Here is a 21201-nt window from a genome sequence, read left to right as displayed (position 1 = left end):
TTAATCCAATAAATGTTTTAAAGAAGCATATTCTTTTTCTAGTTTTATTTTATTCTCTTCTAAATAGTCATCAATATTAAAATTATAAGCATCAATGAAATATGCATACTTCTCTTCACTTGAAACACTTGAAGAATCTACTTTTTTCTCATAAAAATCATCCAAACTCATACTGCTAGCTAGAGCTAATAAATGTACATTTAAAGATTTTTCTAAAATTTCATCTTCAATAATATTGCACAATACAAAAAACAATTCTTTTGCTGCATCAAACTGTTCATTTGACCATTTTTCAATAGCATGTTCATAAAAAGACCGTACTAAATACAGCTCATGATTATCCAAAGAAAGTTTTTTACCATTATCAATAATTATCTGAACCTCATCAAAAGAAATACTTAAGATATGCTCATAAATACTATTTATTTTACTTTCGTCTAAATCCAATATTAACATCGTATCTAAGACTTCATATAAGGCTTCAATATTTTTGCTACTAATAGCGTCTACTCTTGTTTTTTCTAAATATTCCAAAAAGTCTGGATTACTTCGTGCTTCATTTAATTCACTTTGATTCATTGATAAAATCCCTTAATCGTAATAATACTTCTTTTGTTTTTTCACTTTTTTCAACTAAAGCAATTCGTATATAACCTTTACCCATACCATTTCTGCCTAAGAATGATCCGGGCAAAACTTTAATATGTTTTTCTTGGTACAGCTTTTTAGTAAATTCCAGTTCATCTTTTACTTTTAACCAAATATAAAAAGTGGCCTCAGGTATTTTAATTCCTAAAATCTCTTTGGCCAATAAAAAGTTTTCTTTATAAATATTTCTGAACCCTTGTACATGTTCTTCATCACTCCAAGCTTTACTTGCAGCCATTTGAATAGGTACAGGTGAAGCACAACCAATATACGTTCTGTATTTCATATACTCTTTTAAAATTGTTTGATCCCCTGCTATAAATCCAGAACGTAAACCTGGGGCTGAACTTCTTTTCGAAACAGAATTTAAAACCAATATATTTTTAAAACTTGTATTAGAAACAGCCAAAGAAGCTTCTAAAAGTGAGCAAGGTTTTTTATTTTCATCAAAATATATTTCAGAATAACATTCATCATTTATCAAAACAAAATCATATTCTAAAGCATTTTTCACCCAAAGACTTAACTCCTCAATACTTGCAGTTGAAGCAGTAGGATTGGAAGGGTAATTTAAAATAACCAAATCACATTCTTGCATCTCTTTTTTACTTAAAGAAGCTTTATACTCATTAGAAGAAGTAAGATTCATATGAATTACTCTGGATTTGGTAACAATACCTGCCCCTTCATATATTTGATAAAAAGGATTTGGAAATGCAATCACTGGATTTTTCACATCAAATAATAAAAATTGTGGGAAATTAAATAAAACTTCTCGTGTTCCTAACGTTGGAATAATCTCTTCTTTTTTCAAGCTTACATTAAATCTGTTTTGAACAAAAGAAAGCATAGCATCTTTTAGTACAGGTAAACCAGCAGATGCAGGATATTTTTTAAGTAAATCACTGCTTGTATTTAATTCTTCTTTAATAAAAGTAGGCGTTTCAAACTGAGGTTCACCAATCGTTAATGCTGATAAATCATAATTATTATTAGGAGTAATACCTTCTAATAATTCAGTTAATCGTTCAAAAGGATATTTTTCAAATACCACATTTTCTCCTTATTTAAATTTATTCGTCTTCATCTTCAACAATAGGAATTAAAATCTGATTAAAATGTTCCATATCAAAAGAAATTAAATCAGAATTAGTATAAAAGAAATCAAAGAAATAGCGTTTTTTCAGCATCTCTTTTTTAAAAGGCATAATTTGCAAAATATTCTTCTGTTCTTTTAATTTTTTAATTGGATTCGCATCTTTACTTTGTATTTCAATTCTTTGATTAAAGATTTTTGCTAAATTTTCAAAGTGTTCTAAAAGTCTTTTTTTCTCTTCTTTATCATCAAATCCAATAGGATCCATGTCAAATATCTTAGTTTTTGTAGATAACTGAGCTGAAATATCAAAAACAATTGGAGATATTTGCTCATAGGATTTTGTATCATTTAAAAGAACAAAAGTTTCTTTGGTACTTGCAATTTCATTTAACCCAATTTTAAAAATAGGTATTTTGATTTCTTCAAGTTCATTTAAATATCCTCTCATAAAAAAAAGCTTATGAGACAACATTAAAACACCAATATCGTATTTTTTAATATCACTTTTCATAATCTTTGCAAACTTACTGTTTGCATAATCCATATCAATAATAACCGTTTTTTCTAAACTCTTTACCAGTTCTTTTATTTGATTCATTATTCCAACATTGGTTGGACGTGTAATTTTTATAATTAGTTTTTTATTTTTCAAGCGTTTATGCAAAAACAATGCTTCTTTTATAGCAAGTACTACTTCTTTTTCACTTTGCAAATATAAATCCAAATACAGATAAATATTTGTACCAAAAGGACGAGGAAATTGTCCTTGAGTTCTACCTACTGCTTTATACACTTGCATTAAAACTTTAGGTTTTCCAATAATTAATATCGTATCATTGGGTTTTAAAATCAAAGAGGGTTTAATGGTTATTAATTCTTCATTTCTATATAAAGCAAAAATTTTCCAATCTTTTTGTTCAATGGAACCCACATATCTAAAAGCATAAGCAGAACCAAATGGAATTCTAATTTCCATTATTTCACCTTGTCTTAGCCCAATATTTTGTGCCAAAATTGGGATATTAGGGAGTCTTTCTACCATACCATTTGCAAGTACATCAATACCTTGATGTACATTCACATAAGGATCATCAATTTCTAAGCCCCAATAATCTAAAACACTCATATGTAAAGTACTTTTTGAGTCTTTAATATTTTTAATAACATTTAACATTTCATCTTTTGAATTAAGAGCAATGAGAACTTCTGTGTGTATATCTTTATCTAAAACCATAGATATCTTCGATTTGGAAGTAGGATCAAATTTATAAAAAGTAAAATTTGAAGGCCTTTGTTCGCCTAAAATAACATCATTGATATAAATAACATCATAAGAATTATCATTTACATTTGACTCAATAATTCTATTAAGCAATTTTTTTGCTACAATCCCATCAAGTATTACTAGTATCTTTTTCATCTTGGGATTATATCTTTTTTATACTTGTTTTTTCAAAAAATGCAATTTATACTGGAGTTTCGCTCAAAACCTCATCCTTTGAAAGTGGTATTTTAATTAAAAACACAGCGCCTTTTTCTTCATTACTTACAGATAAAAAACCTTGCATATTCTGTTCAATAATAATTTTACTCATATATAAACCAATTCCAGTACCTGCATATTGATGTTTTGTAGTAAAATAAGGATCAAAGACTTTATCAATAATATCAGCAGGAATTCCACCGGCATTGTCAGATATAGTAATACAGCCAAAAAGCTCTTCTTTATACACCTTTATATTTATAAGTCCCTCGTTGATTTCATTTTCAATCAAGGCATCTTTTGCATTCGAAAAAATATTTAACATGGCTTGTGCAAACTCATTAGGAAAACCCAAAACACTTACTTCATCTTTTATATCTTTTTTTACTTTTATATTATTGTGTTTAAAGCCTGCATCAATTAAATCAATAGTTGTATCAATAGTGGCCATTAATGAAAATTTTTCTTTTTGTTTATTGGGTTGGAAAAAATTTCTAAAGTCATCAATAGTTTTACTCATCATATTAGTAAGTTGTACCCCTTTGTGCATTGAATCATCAACAAACTCTTTGGTTAAAACACCATTATTATACGAAAAGTGAATGTTTTGAATAATTAAACCCAAAGCATTTAAAGGTTGTCTCCATTGGTGAGCAATATTTCCAATCATTTCTCCCATAGCAGCAAGCCTTGATTGTTGAATAAGTATTCTTTCGTGTTTATGACGCTTGGAAATTTCTTCTTTTACTTTTGAATCAAGATTTTTATTAAGCTCTGCCAATTCTTTTGTTTTTAACTCCAGGTTCGAATTCACTTTATTTACTTCTTGTGTTCTTTTTTGTACCCTTAATTCCAAATCTTCATGAGATAATCTAAGTTTTAATTGCGATTCTTCTAGATTTTTAACCATAATATTAAAAGTATTTGATAACTCCCCTATTTCATCATTACGATCAATTAATGAACGAACAGATAGATTTCCATTAGCAATTGCAGTTGCTGTTTGATTAAGTTTAATAATGGGGCTTGCAAATAAATTAGCAATATAAAATGAGATAAAAAAAGCAGCAACGATTAAAGTAGAGAACAAATATACAAAGAGCAAATACAACTCATTAATTTTGTTGTCATAATCTTTTATATCAAAACTTAGATGCAACCAACCCCAATGCACCCCTGAGAAATAAATAGGATAAGTATAATGAAAAACCCTTGTTTTTAAAATGGGTGAATACATAATTTTATAGCGTTCAGTATTTTTTTGCATTTTTAATAAAGAAGAATCGATTTTATTTAAATAAGACCAAGAGTTTTTTTCAATATTAAAATACTGATTGTCCAATTTGGCTACAATAATATTTTTTAATTTATCATTGTTTTTAATGTATTCAGAATTAAATTCAACCAAATAAGATGAATCATCTATAATTAACGCATCTGAAGTTACAAAAGAAATTGATTGAGAAATACTTTTTCCTTCAGAATGAAGTAACTCAATAATAGATTTTTTTTGCAGTAATAACAAGTATCCTGCAAATATTGAAGTAACAATCATAATACCTACAAATAATAAAGAAAATACTTTCCAAAATAACCTATTTTTTTCTAAACTCTCCATTATTTTGCCTTTCTTTTAAGTAAACTATAGGCTTTGTACATATTTTCAAAGTCTATTAATTCTTTTTCTTCAATAAGTTCCATTGTACTGATTTTTGACATTTCAAAGGCTTCTTTTCTTAAATACTCATACTTTTTATCCATAGTTAATAAAAGAATTTTATCTTTATATTCTTTTTCTAAACTCTTATGAATTAAACCCACACTTGAAACAAAAATATCTTCTGATTTTTCAATGATCTCCACATTTTTTATAATTTGTGGATTAATTTCTACAATTGTCTCATAAATACTTTTAGGTAAAACGGCAAAATTTTCTTTCCCAAAAAATACTTTATACACAAGCAATGACTGTTTTTTTAAATCATATACTTTATTAAAAATATCTTTATAACTTAGCTTATGTTTTGTAAGCATTAAATGATCCATCCATAATTTAGCTGTACCTTCATTTTTTTTAAAATAAATATTTTTAATAGTATTTTTATCTAAGTTTAGTTGTCCGTTTTTATTCTTTATTAAATAATAGCTGAAAAATTTTTCATGTCCACTAATAGAAAAAGTAAACAACTGCTGAGTATTTTTTAATAAATCTACTTTATATTTTAAATAACCCGAAGAAGGAAAAGAAGCAAAATGTACTTTGCCTTTAATAAAATCTAAATACAGTTCTTCTTCATCTTGATAAAGCTTAGTTTTAATTGTAATGCCTAAATCATCCATATTATTGAGTTTGTCTGCCCAAATTGTTAAGGATAAACTGCTTTCTTTTTCAGTAACGTGAAACTTTTTTGCATACATACCAAAATAAATATCTTTTGCAAGAAGTGAGTTAAAGAATAAAAAGAGTAAAAGAACAACAGTACTTTTCAAATATAGTCCTTATAAATAATATAAATAAATTTATTATTTTTAATTTTTAATTTTTCTTCCAACTAACTGTTCAATCTTAGCCAAGGAAAGCAAATAATCATGCACATGCACTAAATAATCAATTTCTACATAGGCTTTGCTTAATTGAGCTTCAATAACTTCTTTTGGTGTTACCGCATCAATTCTATATGCACGTACGTTTAAATCTCTGTTAGCTGAGGCAATTTCTTTTGCATTTTTTAACAAAAGAATTTGTTTGTAAGTATAAGACGACTTAATAAATTCATTATTAATTAAAAGAGCTAAACCATCTTTTAATAAATGTTTATTTTCTTGTAGTTTTATTTTTTTTAGTTCTTTTTCTTTAATTTTATTTTTTGTTACAAATCCATTAAACAAGGGAATATTAGCAAGTAAAGACACACTCCATGCATTATCATTTATTTTACTGTATTTATAAGAATTGTATGCTCTTGTCGTATTCGCAACCAGAGCAATATCTGGATAATATTCTGCTTTCGCTTCATTAATTTTTTCTTTATAAATATCTAAAACAATATTGATTTTTGATAAATCATTGTTGTTAAGATAAGCATCTTTTATAATCTTTTCTAAGGATTCATTCTTATAAGAAATATCATTTGTATCATAAGTGAAATCAACATCTGAGTTATATTTTAATCCCATTACATTTTTTAAAGCAGCTTTTGAAAGTTCTTTTTTTATTTTAAAAGATGCTACTTTTGATGAAATTAATGCAACTGTTACTTGCATATTTAAATAATCTGTTTTTTTTATATTTAAAGAATCACCTTCTTCTAAAAACTGTTTTGTTAATTTTTCTAGATTTTTCATTCGAATATACACATCATTAGCTAAAACGAAGAGATCACTAGAGAGCCTATAAGCATAAAAATACTGTTTTACATCAAAAATAATATTTGTTTTTGTTCTTTTTATATCTTCTTTTGCCAAGAGTTTATTTAAATTAGCTTGTTTGATAATCGATGTTATTTTTCCACCTGTGTATAAAGGATAGAGCATTTCAAGTTTAGCTAAACGGGTATCTCTTCCTGCAATTTTGGTATCAATATCAAGGTCAAAAGATAAAGATGTACCAAGAGCAGCTACATAAACATCAAGGTCATCCTTTATAATCATGCTTGGATCTTTACTTAGTCGTGATGCTATTAATTGCAGATTTAAGCTTGGGTAATTTGCACTTTGGGCTTGTTTATATTGATGTTTTGCAATTTCTAAGGCAAGAACAGAAATATTATTTTTTTTATTATTCATGAGTGCTTCATTGATAGATTCACCCAAGGTATAGTTTTTTGTAGCCACAAGTTCTATGACAATAAATAGAATAAATAATATTTTCTTCATTATAAGCCTTCACAATTATATAAGTAGTTTATCAAAAAGAAAATAAATTATTAGTTTAATCTACTTGTTAAACAAAAATATATATAATAATTAAAATTAATTATAAAGTAGACCTATGACTAAAGATATTTTAAAAGATCTAACCATTTTATATGTAGAAGATGATCAATATATTCAAGAAAATACGGTTATTACTTTAGAAATGTTACAAATAAATGTTATTAAAGCATCAGATGGCAAAGAAGGCTTAGAAAAATTTATAAAAAACGATCACATTGATTTGATTTTAACAGATATTAATATGCCCATTATGAATGGTTTGGATATGATTGAAAAAATCAATGAAATCAGACCAAATGTTCCTTTAATCATTACAACAGCTCATCAAGAAGTGGAATTTTTAATAAAAGCAATAGAATTAGGGGTTCATTCTTATATAATGAAACCCATCGATATTTACAAAATTATTGACTCTTTAATAAAATCTATAGAACCCGTAATACTAAAAAAACAATTGCTTGAAAAAAATCAGGAATTGCATAAATTAAATGATTCTTTGGAATTAAAAGTCAAAGAAAGAACTAAAGAGCTGGAGATATTGGCAACGACAGATGCTTTAACAGGAGTCAATAACAGAAGAAACTTTTTTACACTTTCAAAAGAATTATTTGCAAATACAACACACAATAATATTTATGCTGTAATGATGGATATCGATAAATTTAAAAATTTAAACGATACCTACGGTCACAATGTGGGAGATGAAATTTTAATAATGGTTTCTAAAACTATTAACGAAGCCATTGAAGAAAAAGATGTATTTGGAAGAATTGGGGGAGAAGAGTTTGCATTACTTTTTATTTCTTCAGATCCTTTAAAAGCAGAAGAAAAAGTAAATGTTATTCGCAAAAAAATTGAAGCTTTGTCGTATAAAAGTAAAGATTCTATTGTTTCATGTACTATTTCAAATGGCATTGCTAAAAAAACAAAAGATGATCTAAACATTGATACGGTACTTGCTAGGGCAGATCAGGCCTTGTATGAAGCAAAAGGAACAGGAAGAAATAAAGTTGTTTCTTTTAGAGCTTAGTTTTAACTTTTTTTCTAAACCTTACTTCACTAATAACTGTTGCTAAAATAATTAAAATAGCTCCTCCTATTTGATAAGGGCTTAAAAATTCATCTCCCACATATACCCCAAAAAATGCTGCACTCACAGGTTCCATTGTAAAGATAATTGCGGCTTTTGAAGCAGAGGTATATTGTTGCATATATGTTTGAATTAAAAAGGCATATACCGTTGCAAATACGGCTGTAATTAATACCGCTTTAACAAGAGTCGCATCCAAAGGAAGAATAAATGTCATTTCTTCTAATCCAAGCGAAAAACACATTGAAAGAACAGTTACAGTAAGAAACTGAAAACATACAATAATAAAAACATTTGCTTTATGTGAAAATTCCCCTGTTAAAACAATATGCAAAGCAAACATCAAGGCACAAACCAATACAAGAATCTCCCCATAAGCAAATTCCAGTGATCCTGACATTGTTAATAAATAAAGACCAAGTAAAGCAACAAAAGCAGATACAAGAACATTAGAATAAATTTTCTTTTTAAAAAAAACCAAAGCCAAAAAAGGAACAAAAACAACATTAAAACCAGTAATAAAAGCAACAATTGAGCTTTTCACATACAATAATCCAAAAGTCTGTGTTGCAAAACCTGCAAATAAAATACATCCCAATACAAAACCATAAAAAATGGATTGCATGTTTATTTTTGAATAATGTTTATAGGCAATTATAAACATTAAAATACTGGCGATAAAAAAACGCCAAAACAAAAATGCATATACAGGAACATTTTGAATGGCATCTTGCACCATTAAAAATGTCAAGCCCCATGATATTGCCACACTTAATAATAGTAAATCTGCTTTATACTCTTTAATTTTTCTTAAGTTCAAGATTATCCTTAGAATCACAAGTTTTATTTTGGAATATTATCAAAAAATGAATAATATTTACGTTAAAACAAATCAATAATTAAAAATAAGTATTGTATAATTTAATCCTATTAAATTAATTCTTCATTAAACTTCCCTTTATACTTAAGGGTTTAACTTAGCTTTAACAAAAAATTCAATAGAATTTAAATCGATTAAAAATTAAAACATTTTCTAAAGTGTTTCTTTGCAGCTTAAAAATAGAGTATGTTTTAGCTTTTATTTGATGATTTTTTATTTAAATAAAAGAGGAAAAATGAGTAATATTAGTATACAAATGTCAAATGTAGATAAGTTCTTTGATGATTTTCATGTCTTAAAGGAAATTAACTTTCATGTAAAAGAAGGTGAAATTGTAGTAATTTGTGGGCCTTCAGGTTCAGGAAAATCGACCTTAATTAGATGTATCAACGGTTTAGAAGATATTGATAGTGGGGATGTAATTGTTGATAATTTAAATATCCATGAAAATAAAAAGAACATGCAAATCATCCGTACAGAAGTAGGTATGGTTTTTCAACATTTTAATCTTTTTCCTCATTTAACTATTTTAGAAAATATTACTATTGCACAAACGCTGGTTAAAAATACTTCTAAAAAAGATGCCAATGCAGCAGCCCTCGCATTGCTTATAAAAGTTAAATTAGAAGACAAAGCAAATGCTTATCCTGCTGATTTATCAGGAGGGCAAAAACAACGTGTTGCAATTGCAAGATCCCTTGCAATGAAACCAAAAGTTTTATTATTTGATGAACCTACATCTGCATTAGACCCTGAAACTATTGGGGATGTATTATCTGTAATGCAGGACTTAGCACGTGAAAACTACACAATAGTGTGTGTTACTCATGAAATGGGTTTTGCAAAAGAAGTAGGTGATAGAATAATTTTCATGGATGAGGGCTGTATTGTTGAAGAAAATACTCCTGAAGAATTTTTCAATAATCCAAAATCTGCAAGAGCCAAACAATTTTTAAATGAAATTTTAGTTCACTAAGTTAAAAAAACAATAGAAAAGCCAAGTGCTTTTCTTGAGTGTTTTTTTATGTGCATTATAATGCATAAAAAAAAGTACCCTATACCTTTATACATATTTATTGGTACTTATATTAAAGGAGAAACAAAATGAAAAAACTAGTATTAGCTTTTGTTGTGCTTTGCTCAACACTATTTGCAGGTGATATTAACCTATGGAAAAAATCTACACTAAATAAAATCATCGAAAGAGGTGAATTAATTGTAGGGATGGAACCTGGATATATGCCTTTTGAAATGAAAGATAAAAAAGGTCGAATCATCGGTTATGATGTTGACATGGCTAAAAAAATGGCAAAAGAAATGGGCGTAAAAGTTAAATTTGTACCAACGGCTTGGGATGGTATTATTGCAGGTTTAGTTACAGAAAAATTTGATATTATTATGTCAGGTATGACTATTACTCAAAGCAGAAACTTAAAAGTTAATTTTGCTAATCCTTATATTGTTGTTGGACAAACAATAATTATGAAAAAAAGCTTAGATTCAAAAGTAAAATCAGCAAAAGATTTAGATAAAAAAGAATATACAATTGCTACTAAACTTGGAGTTACAGGTGAAATTGCAACAAGAAAATTCTTTAAAAAAGCTAAAATCATTACTTTTGAAACAGAAGCAGATGCTGCAACTGAAGTATTAAATGGTAATGCAGATGCAATGGTTTATGATCAACCTTACAATGTTTTATTTATGAGTGGAAAAGGTAAAGGTAGATTAACTCACCTTGATACTCCATTAACATATGAGCCTTTAGGTTGGGCAATTAGAAAAGGTGATCCAGATTTCTTAAACTGGTTAAATAACTTTTTAAGACAAATGAAAGAAGATAAAGTAGTAAACTTCCATGATAATTTATACAAAAAATGGTTGGTTGATACTAAATGGCTTAAAAGAGTACAATAATGAGAAAAAAGAAAGCAGTTTCTTTAGCTCATAATAAAAACCTAGGGCATAGTCTTGCCTTAGGATTTTATTTAGCTATTGGTTATTTTTTATTTTTAGCAGCATCAAACATGAATTATGTTTGGCAATGGAATTCGATTCCAAAATATTTTGCATACGAAGAAACAATATCTATTGAAGCTCCAAAAGATGGAAAATTCACAAGCGTAGATGGAAAATATTTTGTAATTACAAGTGAAGGCGAAAAAGAAGAACTTCAAATAACAAGTGATTTTATTTTTGACTATGAAATAGGTGAAGATGTTTATCAAGGGGAAGTTATTGCTTCAAAAAAAGAGTGGTATGCAGGACCTATGTTAAATGGTATGTGGGTAACTATTAAAATATCTTTCATGTCTGCAATTTTAGCAAGTATTATAGGTATTGTAGTTGCTTTTATGCGCTTATCTTCTTATCAATTTTTCAAAGACATAGCAAGTGTTTATATTGCAATTATTAGAGGTACTCCTTTATTAGTACAAATTTTCTTATTTTATTTTATAATTGCGAATATTTTTGATATTGAAAGATTTTATGCAGGGGTTCTCTCTCTTGGAATATTCTTTGGGGCTTATACTGCTGAAGTTTTAAGAGGGGCTATTCAATCCATTGACAAAGGTCAAATGGAAGCTTCTCACTCTCTTGGTATGTCATATCTTCAAACAATGAGACATATTATTTTACCGCAAGCATTTAAACGCGCACTTCCTACTTTAGTAGGAGAAGTTATTGCTTTAGTAAAAGATTCCTCTTTGGTATCTGTTATTTCAATTACAGATTTAACCAAAGTTGGAAGAGAAATTGTTGCTAATACATTTTCTCCCTTTGAAACATGGATAGTAGTTGCAGTTATGTATTTAACGATTACTTTCTCATTAACTTACATAGGTCACCGATTAGAAAAAAGAATGGCAGCAAAAGGTGGCTTAAGCTAAATGCCTCCTTTTTTTGAATCTTTATTGCAAAATACGATTACGTTTTTTGCAATTTTAGACCCCATTGGGGTTTCTGCATTGGTTTTATCTATTTTACCTGCAAATACAACCAGTTCCCAAATGAATGACATTGCACGAAAATCAACGTTGACAATAATAATAGCTTTTTTTGTGGTTTTATTTACAGGAGATTTTATCTTGCAAATTTTTGCAATTAATGCAAATTCTATTAAAGTAATGGGTGGTTTAGTACTTATTTTAATGGCACTACAAATGGTAAGAGGTTCCAACAAAAGTAAGAAACCTACAAAAGCAGAAGAAAAAGACTCAAAAGAACAAGAAGATTTATCCGTAATACCTATTGGAATTCCTATTACTTTTGGACCAGGGATTTTTACAACTATTTTAATTTATAAACAAGAAGCCAATACTTTTACAGATATATCAATAATAATTATAGCTTTTTTAATTAATGCTGCTCTTATCTATATTACTTTTAAATACTCGATTTATCTTAAAAAAATACTCGGATTAACAGGACAAAATATTGTAACAAAACTCATGGGATTAATTGTAGGAGCTATTGCTGTTCAGTTTATAATTAGTGGAATTGTATCTCTTACAAAAGCTTATCTTTAATGCTTGACATATACACACAGGGTTTTATAGTTACTATCTCTTTAATAATGGCAATAGGGGCACAAAATGCCTATGTTCTTAAATTAGGTCTTTTGAAACAGCATGTACTAATGGCTGTTTCTATGTGTATCTTATTTGATATTTTTTTAATTTCTATTGGTGTATTTGGCCTTGGGTATTTTATTAATGACAATCAAATACTAATCAATGCTGTTGCATTCTTTGGTATTGCATTTTTATGTTTTTATGCTTTTACTTCTTTTAAAGCAGCTCTTAAAAATGAAAGTTTAGAAATTGATAATACTATCAATACAAAACCAAAAAAAGAAGTTATTACCCTTGTTATTGTAATGACTTTTTTAAACCCACATACTTACTTAGATACAATAGTATTAATTGGTGGAATTGGTGCGAATGTACTGGATGAATTAAAAATATTTTTTCTTCTAGGTTCTATTACTGCTTCTGCTTTGTGGTTCATAGCTTTAGGATTTGGTGCTTCTTTATTAATACCTCTTTTTAAAAAACCAATAACTTGGAAACTTTTAGATATAACTACAGGAACATTAATGTTATACATAGCGTATTCATTAATTGACTTAATAAAATAATTACGACTTACAAAGGATACAAGAAATGAAATTTACTCTTGATGCTACATCTTCTAATGCAAGAGCAGCAACAATACAGACAGAACACTCTAGTATAGAAACACCAGTATTTATGCCAGTAGGTACCCAAGGAACAGTTAAAACACTTGATGCCAATGACATGTTGAGTTTAGGTGCAAAGATCATTCTTGGTAATACCTATCACCTATACTTAAGACCTGGTTCAAAATTAATAAAAGAATTTGGAGGTTTACATGGTTATTCTAAATTTCCAAATTCTTTTTTAACAGATTCTGGGGGTTTTCAAGCTTTTTCTTTATCCGATAAATCAAAAGCTGATGACAATGGAATTATGTTTAAATCTCATTTAGATGGTTCAATGCACTATTTTACACCAACAAGTGTATTAGATACTCAATATGAATTAAACAGTGATATTATGATGATTTTGGATGATTTAGTAGCACTTCCAAACAGTGATGAAAGAATTGAACAAAGTATCAACAGAACGACTAAATGGGCAAAAGAAGCAATAATTTACCATAAAGAACAGCAAAAAAAAGGAATAGGTACAAAACAAAATATTTTTGCAATTATTCAAGGGGGAACTTCTAAAAAATACAGAGAACAATCAGCTACGCAATTATGTGCATTAAGTGATTATGATGGTTTTGCAATTGGAGGTTTATCTGTAGGAGAACCTAATGTTGATATGTATGAAACAGTTGAATGGACCACTCAGTTTATGCCAAAAGATAAACCAAGATATTTAATGGGAGTAGGAACGCCTGAAGATTTAATTGAAAATATTCACAGAGGTGTTGATATGTTTGATTGTGTTATGCCTACAAGAAATGCAAGAAATGGTACTTTATTTACTACTTTTGGAAGATTGAATATTAAAAATTCACAATTTAAAACAGATAAAGAACCTTTAGATCCTGCTTGTTCGTGTTATACCTGTAGTAATTTTTCCAGAGCTTATTTATCTCATTTATACAGAGCAGGAGAAATGACATTTTATCGTCTTGCTACTTTGCATAATTTACACTATTATCTTACACTAATGCGCGAAGCAAGAGCTGCGATCTTAGAAGATAAGTGGTTAGAGTTTAAAGATGAATTTTATAAAAAAAGAAAAAAATAGTTTTATTCTTTAAAAAAAGCATTTAAAGCTTTTAATATTTTTGGCTATAATAGCCTAAATTTAAGAAGAACTCTCAAGTATAAAAGGAAATAAATGGAAGTAGATAACAAACTCATTGCTAAACTTGCAAAACTATCTAGTTTAGAAATTGATGATTCTAGAAAAGAAGAATTAAAATCAGAACTGGGAGATATCATTAATTTTGTTGAAAATTTAAATGATATTGATGTTTCACATATTGATGCTACATTTAATACAATTGAAGGTGGAACTCCTTTTAGAGAAGATATTGTTAGTACAGATTCAGACATGAGTGAACATATTTTAAAACATGCACCTAAAAGTGAAGATGGTTATTTTATTGTTCCAAAAATTATAGAATAAAGGAAAATAATGATTAGGATTTACGGAATTAAATCCTGAAGCAGTGTTAGAAAAGCTTTGAGTTTTTTCAAAGAAAACAACCTGGAAATAGAATTTTTTGATTATAAAAAAGAGTCTGTTCCTTCTACACTTATTGCTTCATGGGCAAAAGAAATTGATATAGATATTTTATTAAATGCTAAAGGTGCTAAATACAGAACCTTAGGATTAAAAGAATTAAGTTTAAGTACAGAAGAAAAAATAAGTTGGTTAGTAAAAGAGCCAATGCTTTTTAAACGTCCTATTATACAAAATGAAAATTCTTTGTTAGTAGCTTTTAATGAAGAAGCTTACAAAAAAGCTTTTTTGTAAAATAAAAAGCTAAAAAAAAGGGAAAGCAAATGCTCTCCCTTTTTTAATGCCAAAAAAGAAGACTTAGTGTCTTGCTTCTTTTAAAGTCTCAGCTATCATAAATGATAATTCTAAAGCTTGATCTGCATTTAATCTTGGATCACATTGTGTGTGATATCTAGATTTTAGACCTTCTTGAGTAATCGCAGCAGAAGTAGAACCCGTACACTCAGTTACATCTTGTCCTGTCATTTCTAAGTGAATTCCACCAGCAACAGTTCCCTCAGTTTTATGAATTTGGAAAAATTGTTTTACTTCAGATAAAATAGAATCAAAATCTCTTGTTTTGTAACCATTATCTGCTTTAATAGTATTTCCATGCATAGGATCACATGACCATAATACATTTCTACCTTCATCTTTTACTTTTTTAAGTAATTTTGGATAAATATCGGCAACTTTATTTGCCCCCATTCTTACAATTAGATTTAATCTTCCTGATTCATTATTAGGATTTATTGCATCAATCAGACGAATTAATTCATCTTCTTTCATTGTAGGACCAACTTTACAGCCAATAGGGTTTTGAATCCCTCTAAAGTACTCTAAATGGGCACCATCTAAGTCTCTTGTTCTATCACCAATCCATAACATATGCGCACTACAATCATACCACTCACCAGTAATTGAATCTTGTCTTGTTAACGCTTCTTCATAGTTTAATAATAAAGCTTCATGTGAAGTATATAACGTTGTTTCATGTAATTGACTTGTATTTTCATTCGTAATACCACAGGCTTTCATAAACTCTAAGGTTTGAGTAATTTTAGCTGCTAATTCTTCGTATTTAATACCCAAAGTATTGTCTTTAATAAAATCAAGATTCCATGAATGTACTTGATTTAAATCAGACATTCCACCTCTTGAAAATGCTCGTAATAAATTTAATGTAGCAGCACTTTGATTGTATGCTTTTATTAATTTATTTGGATCAGGTAATCTTTCTTTTTCTGTAAAACCAATAGAGTTAATAATATCACCTCTGTAAGAGGGTAATGATATCCCATTAATTTCTTCAAAATCAGAAGATCTAGGTTTAGCAAATTGACCAGCAACTCGTCCAACTTTTACAACAGGACAGCCTCCAGAAAAGGTAAGTACCACTGCCATTTGCATTAATGCTTTAAACAAATCTTTTATATTATTTGCATTAAAAGCATCAAATGACTCAGCGCAATCTCCACCTTGAAGTAAAAAAGCTTTACCTTTTTCAACTTGTGCCAATTCACTTCTTAAACTTCTAGCTTCTCCAGCAAAAATTAAAGGAGGATATGATTTTAACTCTTGTTCTACTTTTTTTAACAGTTCTTGATTTGCATATGTTGGTTGTTGTTTTATTGGAAAGTTTCTCCAACTTCCAGTATCCCAGTTATTCATATAACTCCTTTTATATTTTAATAAGCAATGAGTTTATCTAAAAAAAGCTGAATTCTATTGCCTCTTAATCATTTATTCAATACTTTAAAAGTTTTTGCTTATAAATTGCCTTGCATTGGATAAATTAGAAACATAAGCGCTATTTTAATATATGAATAATTTAATGCTTTTTAATACGAAAGTTTATTAAAGAACTTAGTATGTACCTAGAGATTTAGAGATTAAGGATATGAAATACAGCTAAAAATAAAATTTTAGCTGTAAATAAAGTAGTATTTACTGCTTAGTTAATTTTGACAACATGTCTTCAAAAGATACTCTAAAAGAATCTAAACCATCTTTTAATAAAGTATTGTATATATCATTCATATTAATATTATTCTTTTCAAGAAGTTCAAAAAATGCATCACATTCTTTTACTGAAGCTATATTTGCTTCTACTTTTTTACCTTCTTTTATATAATCTTCAATCGTTCCTAAAGGTGCTGTATTAACAGAATTAGGAAAAAGTAAATTGTCAACATAATACGTTGGTTCTAATTCATCCCCTTTTACAGAAGTACTTGCAAAAAGTGTACGAATATTTTTATTTCTAAATTTATTGATTTCATGGTAACACTTTGTTGCATTAATAATCCCAAGTTTCGCTTTTGGTAAAGAAAGACCTGCAAATTTCAAATCGCATAATCGGTCGAATCTGGAAACAAAAATAGAGACAACTGCTTTAGTATCTCTGTTTGATTCTTTAATTCCTTCATTTAAAGCTTTTGATGCTTCTCTTGCTTGTGAAGGTGAAAAAACAAGTGTAGAATTAACATTAATACCTTTTGCAGTCAAAGCTTTCATTGCAATAAATCCAGCTTTTGTAGCAGGAACTTTAATCATTACATTGTCTTTAGCTAAAGAAGCGAATAATCTTATTCCTTCTTCAATAGTTCCTTGTGAATCGTCACATAAGCTTGGATCAACTTCTAATGAAATAAAACCATCATCATCATTTTCATCGTGCAAAGATCCTAGTAGTTCAGCAGCTCTTTTAATATCTTTAATTGCCAGTTCTTCATAAATTGTTTTTGCGTTATTGGCTTGTAACATAACCAATTGTTGTTTGTATGCACTGGAATTTATAATTGAAGATGCGAATATAGCAGGATTTGAAGTAGCCCCATGGATAATATCACTTGAAATCAAATCTTTAAATTGATTTTCTAAAAAATCCCTTTCTATAAAATCACACCACAATGAAAAATTTATTTCTTTTTTTAAACTCATAATAACCCCTATATACTTGATAATATTTTTGTTAAATCTTTTGTATCGATAATAATGTTGGCTTCTTTTTTAAGAACTTCTCTTGCACAAAAAGCGATTCTGATATCTGCATATTTAAACATAGATACATCATTTGCCCCATCACCGCAGACTAAAGTATTTTCTTTTGATATACCCATTAATCCTTGTAAACGATTAATCATATCTCCTTTTGAAGAGCTAAACATCATATCTCCTCCAACTAAACCCGTTAATATCCCATTTTTTTCATGTAATATATTTGAGAAATCTGCATCTAATCCTAAAACTTTGGAAGCTGGACCAGTTGCCGTTCTAAAACCACCTGAGAAACAAACTACTTTATAGCCTTTTTCTTTCAATTTAGGAATTAGTTCTAATGCACCGGGCATTAAAGGTAGGTTCTTGCAAATACTTAGTACTTTATTATATTCCAAACCTTTTAATAAAGCAACTCTTGTGCTTAATGATTCAAAAAAATCCAAGCGACCACTCATTGCTTCTTCTGTAATTAAAGAGACTTTTTCTTCTAAACCAAGCTCTTTTGCTAAAAAATCAATTGTTTCTCCATCCATTAATGTTGAATCAAAATCAAATACTGCTAGTTTCATGTCTGTCCCTATTTTTATAAATTAGTAGCTATAATACCTAAATTATACTAAATCATTTAAAATGAAATTAAGCGTGAAACAAAGGTAAGATATGAAAATGGCGTCAATTGATATTGGATTAAAAAGAATTGGCTTAGCTATTTGTTTACAAAGTAATATAGTAAGTCCTATCCCAGCAATTTTAAGAAAAAATAGAAATCAAGCAGCCAAAGATGTTAATCTTTTTTTAGAAGAATGGGAAATTGATATCTTAATTGTAGGATATCCAAGTGCGAGTCCTGATATGCAAAAAAGAATTCAACATTTTATTGGGCTTTTAGACTTAAAGATCCCCTATGAATTACAAGAAGAAAATATGTCTTCAGTTGAAGCAAAAGATTTATTAAAAGGAAAAATTAAAATTAAAAGAGATGGAAGAATAGATTCACTTGCTGCAAAAATAATATTAGAAAGATATGTATCAAAAAAAGGTAGGATATGAAAAAATATCAATTGATTTTACATATTGCTTTAAAAAAAGAGTTAATAATAAAAGCATTAAAAATTGCATTTGTTGTTGGAATTATTTTAAACTTAATTAATCAAGGTGAACATTTATTAAGCCTGGATATGCATAATATACACTTGACAAAACTATTATTTACTTTTTGTGTTCCCTTCTGTGTTTCTATGTATACAGCAATCACTATGAAAATGAAGTTTAAACAAGATGAAATAGCATTAGTAGATGCAAATTTAAGATGTGAAAATTGTAATAAAAGAATATTTATTACAGAAAATGCAAAAATTCCAAAATGCGATATATGTGGGAATAAAACATCATGGATATTTATTAAATAAAAAAAGCTATGGCTCTAATAGAAATTGAAAAAGAAGTTTTAAACAATCAACTGTAAATATTGGCAATGAAATTACACACATCACAAAAAAAAATATTAAGGTACAAGAACAAGTAGAAAATCCTGTGAACATCTCAAAAGATGCAATAGAAAAATTACGCTACTTAATTGATATATCAAAAAAGAACAGCCAAAATGCTATAGATATTTCACAAAACGTCAGCCAGCAATTAAATGGTTCAGATACCATTAAAAATAAAATTTCAAACTTAATTATTGATACTCAAAAAGCTATAAAAGGCTCAAATAACAACATTAATTTAGGAAAAGACTTACTCTTAAAGTTAAACGCTTAGTATTTTTCTAAATGTACAATCGCAATAGCAAAACCTGCATCATGTGCTATTGATACATGAGCTTTTTTTATCTTAAAATACTCATGTACTTTTTTTGAAAATGAAATTATTGGTGCATTTTTATTTGTTTTACTAATGTAAATATCATGAAATGAACACATTTTACCAATACCTGTTCCTAAGGCTTTTGATGCCGCTTCTTTTGCCGCCCAAAAACCGGCTGCTGTTTCACTTTTTTTAATCAAAAGAATTTCTTCATCGTTTAAAAACTTTTTGTATGCTTTTGGGCCAAATTTATCATGCATTTTTTTAATACGTTCAATACTGACTACATCTACGCCTATCATAAATTTACCTTATCTTTATTTATCACAATTATAGCACTATACTTTTTTTAATGTATTAAATCACAAGAGATATTCATTATTTAATATAATACCCTTCTTTTTAGACAAAATAAAATCTAAACTAGCTATAATTTCCAACAAGAAGGACAAGATTTGAAAATTATTACTACAATTGAAGACTTACAAAATATTAGAAAGAATTTAAATAAAAGCATAGGTTTTGTACCTACTATGGGAGCTTTGCACAGTGGACATATTTCCTTAATTAAAAAAGCAAAACTAAACAATGACATTACAATAGTATCTTTATTTATTAACCCAACACAATTTTTAGCACATGAAGATTTATCTGCTTATCCCAAAGATGATCTTAGAGATATTAACATATGTGAACAATATAAAGTAGACTATGTTTTTATGCCTACAAAAGAAATTATGTACCAAAGTACAGATGAAGTTCTTATTAAAGCACCGAAGTTATCTTCATATATACTAGAAGGTGCAACACGTCCAGGGCACTTTGATGGGGTCTTACAAATAGTTCTAAAACTCTTTAATTTAATCCGCCCAACAAATGCATATTTTGGGAAAAAAGATGCACAACAACTTAGTTTAATTTCTAAAATGGTAAAAAACTTATTCTTAGCTATTAATATTATTGAATGCGAAATAATAAGAGAAGAGGATGGTTTAGCATTAAGTTCAAGAAATATATATCTAAGTAAAGAACAAAGAAAAAATGCACTTACTTTATCCCAATCGTTAAACAATGCGAAAAAACTAATCTTGCAAAATGAAAACAATACAAAAACAATTGTTAATGCTATGAAAAATATATTAAAAGACCAAGATATTGAATATCTTTCTATTGTCGATAGAGAATTTAATGAAATTCCTAAAATACAAAAAAATAACACTATTATCTTACTAGTTGTTAGATTTGGAAATACAAGATTATTAGATAATCTTTGGGTTTAAATAGTGAATAGTGAATAGTGAATAGTGAATAGTGAATAGTGAAAGGATTTCAGAATTATCTTGAAATAGAATAAATTCATAAGAGATAAGGTATAAAATCCTATTCAGTTAAAATCAATAGTTAAAATGCAAAAAAAAAGCTTTACCTTAAACAACTTAGAGTTGAATAAGATAAAGCTTTATAAAATACTTAAATCTGGCAACG

General features: G+C 28.2%; 24 protein-coding genes. 13 read left to right on the top strand and 11 right to left on the bottom strand.

Annotated features, from left to right (window positions below; translation table 11 throughout):
• Genes HRT41_03675 through HRT41_03650 form a run of 6 tightly spaced genes read right to left on the bottom strand, consistent with a single transcriptional unit; the run spans window position 1 to window position 7106 of the window.
• Entirely contained in the window at window positions 1–579 is a 579-nt protein-coding gene (locus HRT41_03675; protein NQY23104.1) for a hypothetical protein, read from the bottom strand.
• Window positions 566–1702: a succinyldiaminopimelate transaminase gene (locus tag HRT41_03670; GenBank protein ID NQY23103.1), complete on the bottom strand. Its 1137-nt coding sequence runs from the start codon at window positions 1700–1702 to the stop codon at window positions 566–568. The genes HRT41_03675 and HRT41_03670 overlap by 14 nt, the downstream gene beginning before the upstream one ends.
• A 19-nt stretch (window positions 1703–1721) precedes the next feature.
• On the bottom strand, window positions 1722–3167 hold the full coding sequence (locus tag HRT41_03665) for a potassium transporter TrkA (GenBank protein NQY23102.1): 1446 nt from the start codon (window positions 3165–3167) through the stop codon (window positions 1722–1724).
• A gap of 46 nt (window positions 3168–3213) precedes the next feature.
• On the bottom strand, window positions 3214–4848 hold the full coding sequence (locus HRT41_03660; GenBank protein NQY23101.1) for a HAMP domain-containing protein: 1635 nt from the start codon (window positions 4846–4848) through the stop codon (window positions 3214–3216).
• Window positions 4848–5720, bottom strand: coding sequence for a PhnD/SsuA/transferrin family substrate-binding protein (locus tag HRT41_03655; GenBank protein ID NQY23100.1), 873 nt, complete (start codon window positions 5718–5720; stop codon window positions 4848–4850). Before HRT41_03655 ends, HRT41_03660 begins: the two co-directional genes overlap by 1 nt.
• Window positions 5721–5759: 39 nt before the next feature.
• Complete coding sequence (locus HRT41_03650; GenBank protein NQY23099.1) at window positions 5760–7106, bottom strand: TolC family protein; 1347 nt, start codon at window positions 7104–7106, stop codon at window positions 5760–5762.
• Window positions 7107–7221: 115 nt separating this feature from the next.
• Here HRT41_03650 and HRT41_03645 point away from each other — a divergent pair, with 115 nt between their 5' ends.
• Complete coding sequence (locus HRT41_03645; GenBank protein NQY23098.1) at window positions 7222–8196, top strand: diguanylate cyclase; 975 nt, start codon at window positions 7222–7224, stop codon at window positions 8194–8196.
• Here the strand turns inward: HRT41_03645 and HRT41_03640 are convergent.
• The gene (locus HRT41_03640; protein NQY23097.1) at window positions 8186–9076 is read right to left on the bottom strand and encodes a DMT family transporter; all 891 of its coding nucleotides are present in this window, start codon (window positions 9074–9076) and stop codon (window positions 8186–8188) included. The two genes, HRT41_03645 and HRT41_03640, sit on opposite strands and share 11 nt — an antisense overlap.
• A gap of 295 nt (window positions 9077–9371) precedes the next feature.
• On the opposite strand from HRT41_03640, the gene HRT41_03635 reads away from it, so the two are divergent.
• The 8 genes from HRT41_03635 to HRT41_03600 all read left to right on the top strand — a co-directional run bounded on the left by HRT41_03635 (window position 9372) and on the right by HRT41_03600 (window position 15159).
• On the top strand, window positions 9372–10112 hold the full coding sequence (locus HRT41_03635; protein ID NQY23096.1) for an amino acid ABC transporter ATP-binding protein: 741 nt from the start codon (window positions 9372–9374) through the stop codon (window positions 10110–10112).
• Between the two features lie 128 nt (window positions 10113–10240).
• On the top strand, window positions 10241–11053 hold the full coding sequence (locus HRT41_03630; protein NQY23095.1) for a transporter substrate-binding domain-containing protein: 813 nt from the start codon (window positions 10241–10243) through the stop codon (window positions 11051–11053).
• Window positions 11053–12027, top strand: a complete 975-nt coding sequence (locus tag HRT41_03625) for an amino acid ABC transporter permease (GenBank protein ID NQY23094.1) — start codon at window positions 11053–11055, stop codon at window positions 12025–12027. Before HRT41_03630 ends, HRT41_03625 begins: the two co-directional genes overlap by 1 nt.
• A complete protein-coding gene (locus tag HRT41_03620) occupies window positions 12028–12666 on the top strand; it encodes a MarC family protein (protein NQY23093.1) in 639 nt (212 codons plus the stop codon).
• A complete protein-coding gene (locus HRT41_03615) occupies window positions 12666–13277 on the top strand; it encodes an amino acid transporter (GenBank protein ID NQY23092.1) in 612 nt (203 codons plus the stop codon). The genes HRT41_03620 and HRT41_03615 overlap by 1 nt, the downstream gene beginning before the upstream one ends.
• Before the next feature lie 25 nt (window positions 13278–13302).
• Complete coding sequence (gene tgt / locus HRT41_03610) at window positions 13303–14424, top strand: tRNA guanosine(34) transglycosylase Tgt (GenBank protein NQY23091.1); 1122 nt, start codon at window positions 13303–13305, stop codon at window positions 14422–14424.
• A 93-nt stretch (window positions 14425–14517) separates the two neighbouring features.
• Window positions 14518–14808: an Asp-tRNA(Asn)/Glu-tRNA(Gln) amidotransferase subunit GatC gene (gatC, locus tag HRT41_03605; GenBank protein NQY23090.1), complete on the top strand. Its 291-nt coding sequence runs from the start codon at window positions 14518–14520 to the stop codon at window positions 14806–14808.
• A gap of 9 nt (window positions 14809–14817) precedes the next feature.
• Complete coding sequence (locus tag HRT41_03600; protein NQY23089.1) at window positions 14818–15159, top strand: Spx/MgsR family RNA polymerase-binding regulatory protein; 342 nt, start codon at window positions 14818–14820, stop codon at window positions 15157–15159.
• 63 nt (window positions 15160–15222) lie between these two features.
• Here the strand turns inward: HRT41_03600 and HRT41_03595 are convergent, their stop codons facing one another.
• The 3 genes from HRT41_03595 to serB form a co-directional block, all read right to left on the bottom strand.
• Window positions 15223–16575 carry a 3-deoxy-7-phosphoheptulonate synthase class II gene (locus HRT41_03595; protein NQY23088.1) on the bottom strand — a complete coding sequence of 451 codons (1353 nt, stop codon included), beginning with the start codon at window positions 16573–16575 and terminating at the stop codon, window positions 15223–15225.
• A gap of 276 nt (window positions 16576–16851) precedes the next feature.
• Window positions 16852–17847 carry a transaldolase gene (locus tag HRT41_03590; protein ID NQY23087.1) on the bottom strand — a complete coding sequence of 332 codons (996 nt, stop codon included), beginning with the start codon at window positions 17845–17847 and terminating at the stop codon, window positions 16852–16854.
• Between the two features lie 8 nt (window positions 17848–17855).
• Window positions 17856–18476, bottom strand: a complete 621-nt coding sequence (serB, locus tag HRT41_03585; GenBank protein ID NQY23086.1) for a phosphoserine phosphatase SerB — start codon at window positions 18474–18476, stop codon at window positions 17856–17858.
• Window positions 18477–18567: 91 nt separating this feature from the next.
• Between serB and ruvX the strand changes: the two genes are divergently transcribed.
• From ruvX to HRT41_03570, 3 genes are all read left to right on the top strand, one after another.
• Window positions 18568–18957, top strand: a complete 390-nt coding sequence (gene ruvX / locus HRT41_03580) for a Holliday junction resolvase RuvX (GenBank protein NQY23085.1) — start codon at window positions 18568–18570, stop codon at window positions 18955–18957.
• Entirely contained in the window at window positions 18954–19316 is a 363-nt protein-coding gene (gene nrtS, locus HRT41_03575) for a nitrate/nitrite transporter NrtS (protein ID NQY23084.1), read from the top strand. The genes ruvX and nrtS overlap by 4 nt, the downstream gene beginning before the upstream one ends.
• A 124-nt stretch (window positions 19317–19440) precedes the next feature.
• Window positions 19441–19671, top strand: a complete 231-nt coding sequence (locus HRT41_03570) for a hypothetical protein (GenBank protein ID NQY23083.1) — start codon at window positions 19441–19443, stop codon at window positions 19669–19671.
• Here HRT41_03570 and HRT41_03565 read toward each other — a convergent pair.
• Complete coding sequence (locus tag HRT41_03565) at window positions 19668–20018, bottom strand: holo-ACP synthase (protein ID NQY23082.1); 351 nt, start codon at window positions 20016–20018, stop codon at window positions 19668–19670. The two genes, HRT41_03570 and HRT41_03565, sit on opposite strands and share 4 nt — an antisense overlap.
• Before the next feature lie 153 nt (window positions 20019–20171).
• On the opposite strand from HRT41_03565, the gene HRT41_03560 reads away from it, so the two are divergent.
• Entirely contained in the window at window positions 20172–20996 is an 825-nt protein-coding gene (locus HRT41_03560) for a pantoate--beta-alanine ligase (GenBank protein NQY23081.1), read from the top strand.
• Window positions 20997–21201 lie beyond the last annotated feature (205 nt).

This window comes from Campylobacteraceae bacterium (assembly GCA_013215945.1).
GTDB lineage: Bacteria > Campylobacterota > Campylobacteria > Campylobacterales > Arcobacteraceae > NORP36.
The sequence above is the reverse complement of the archived record's forward strand: the minus strand, read 5'-3'. Positions and strand labels throughout refer to the sequence as shown.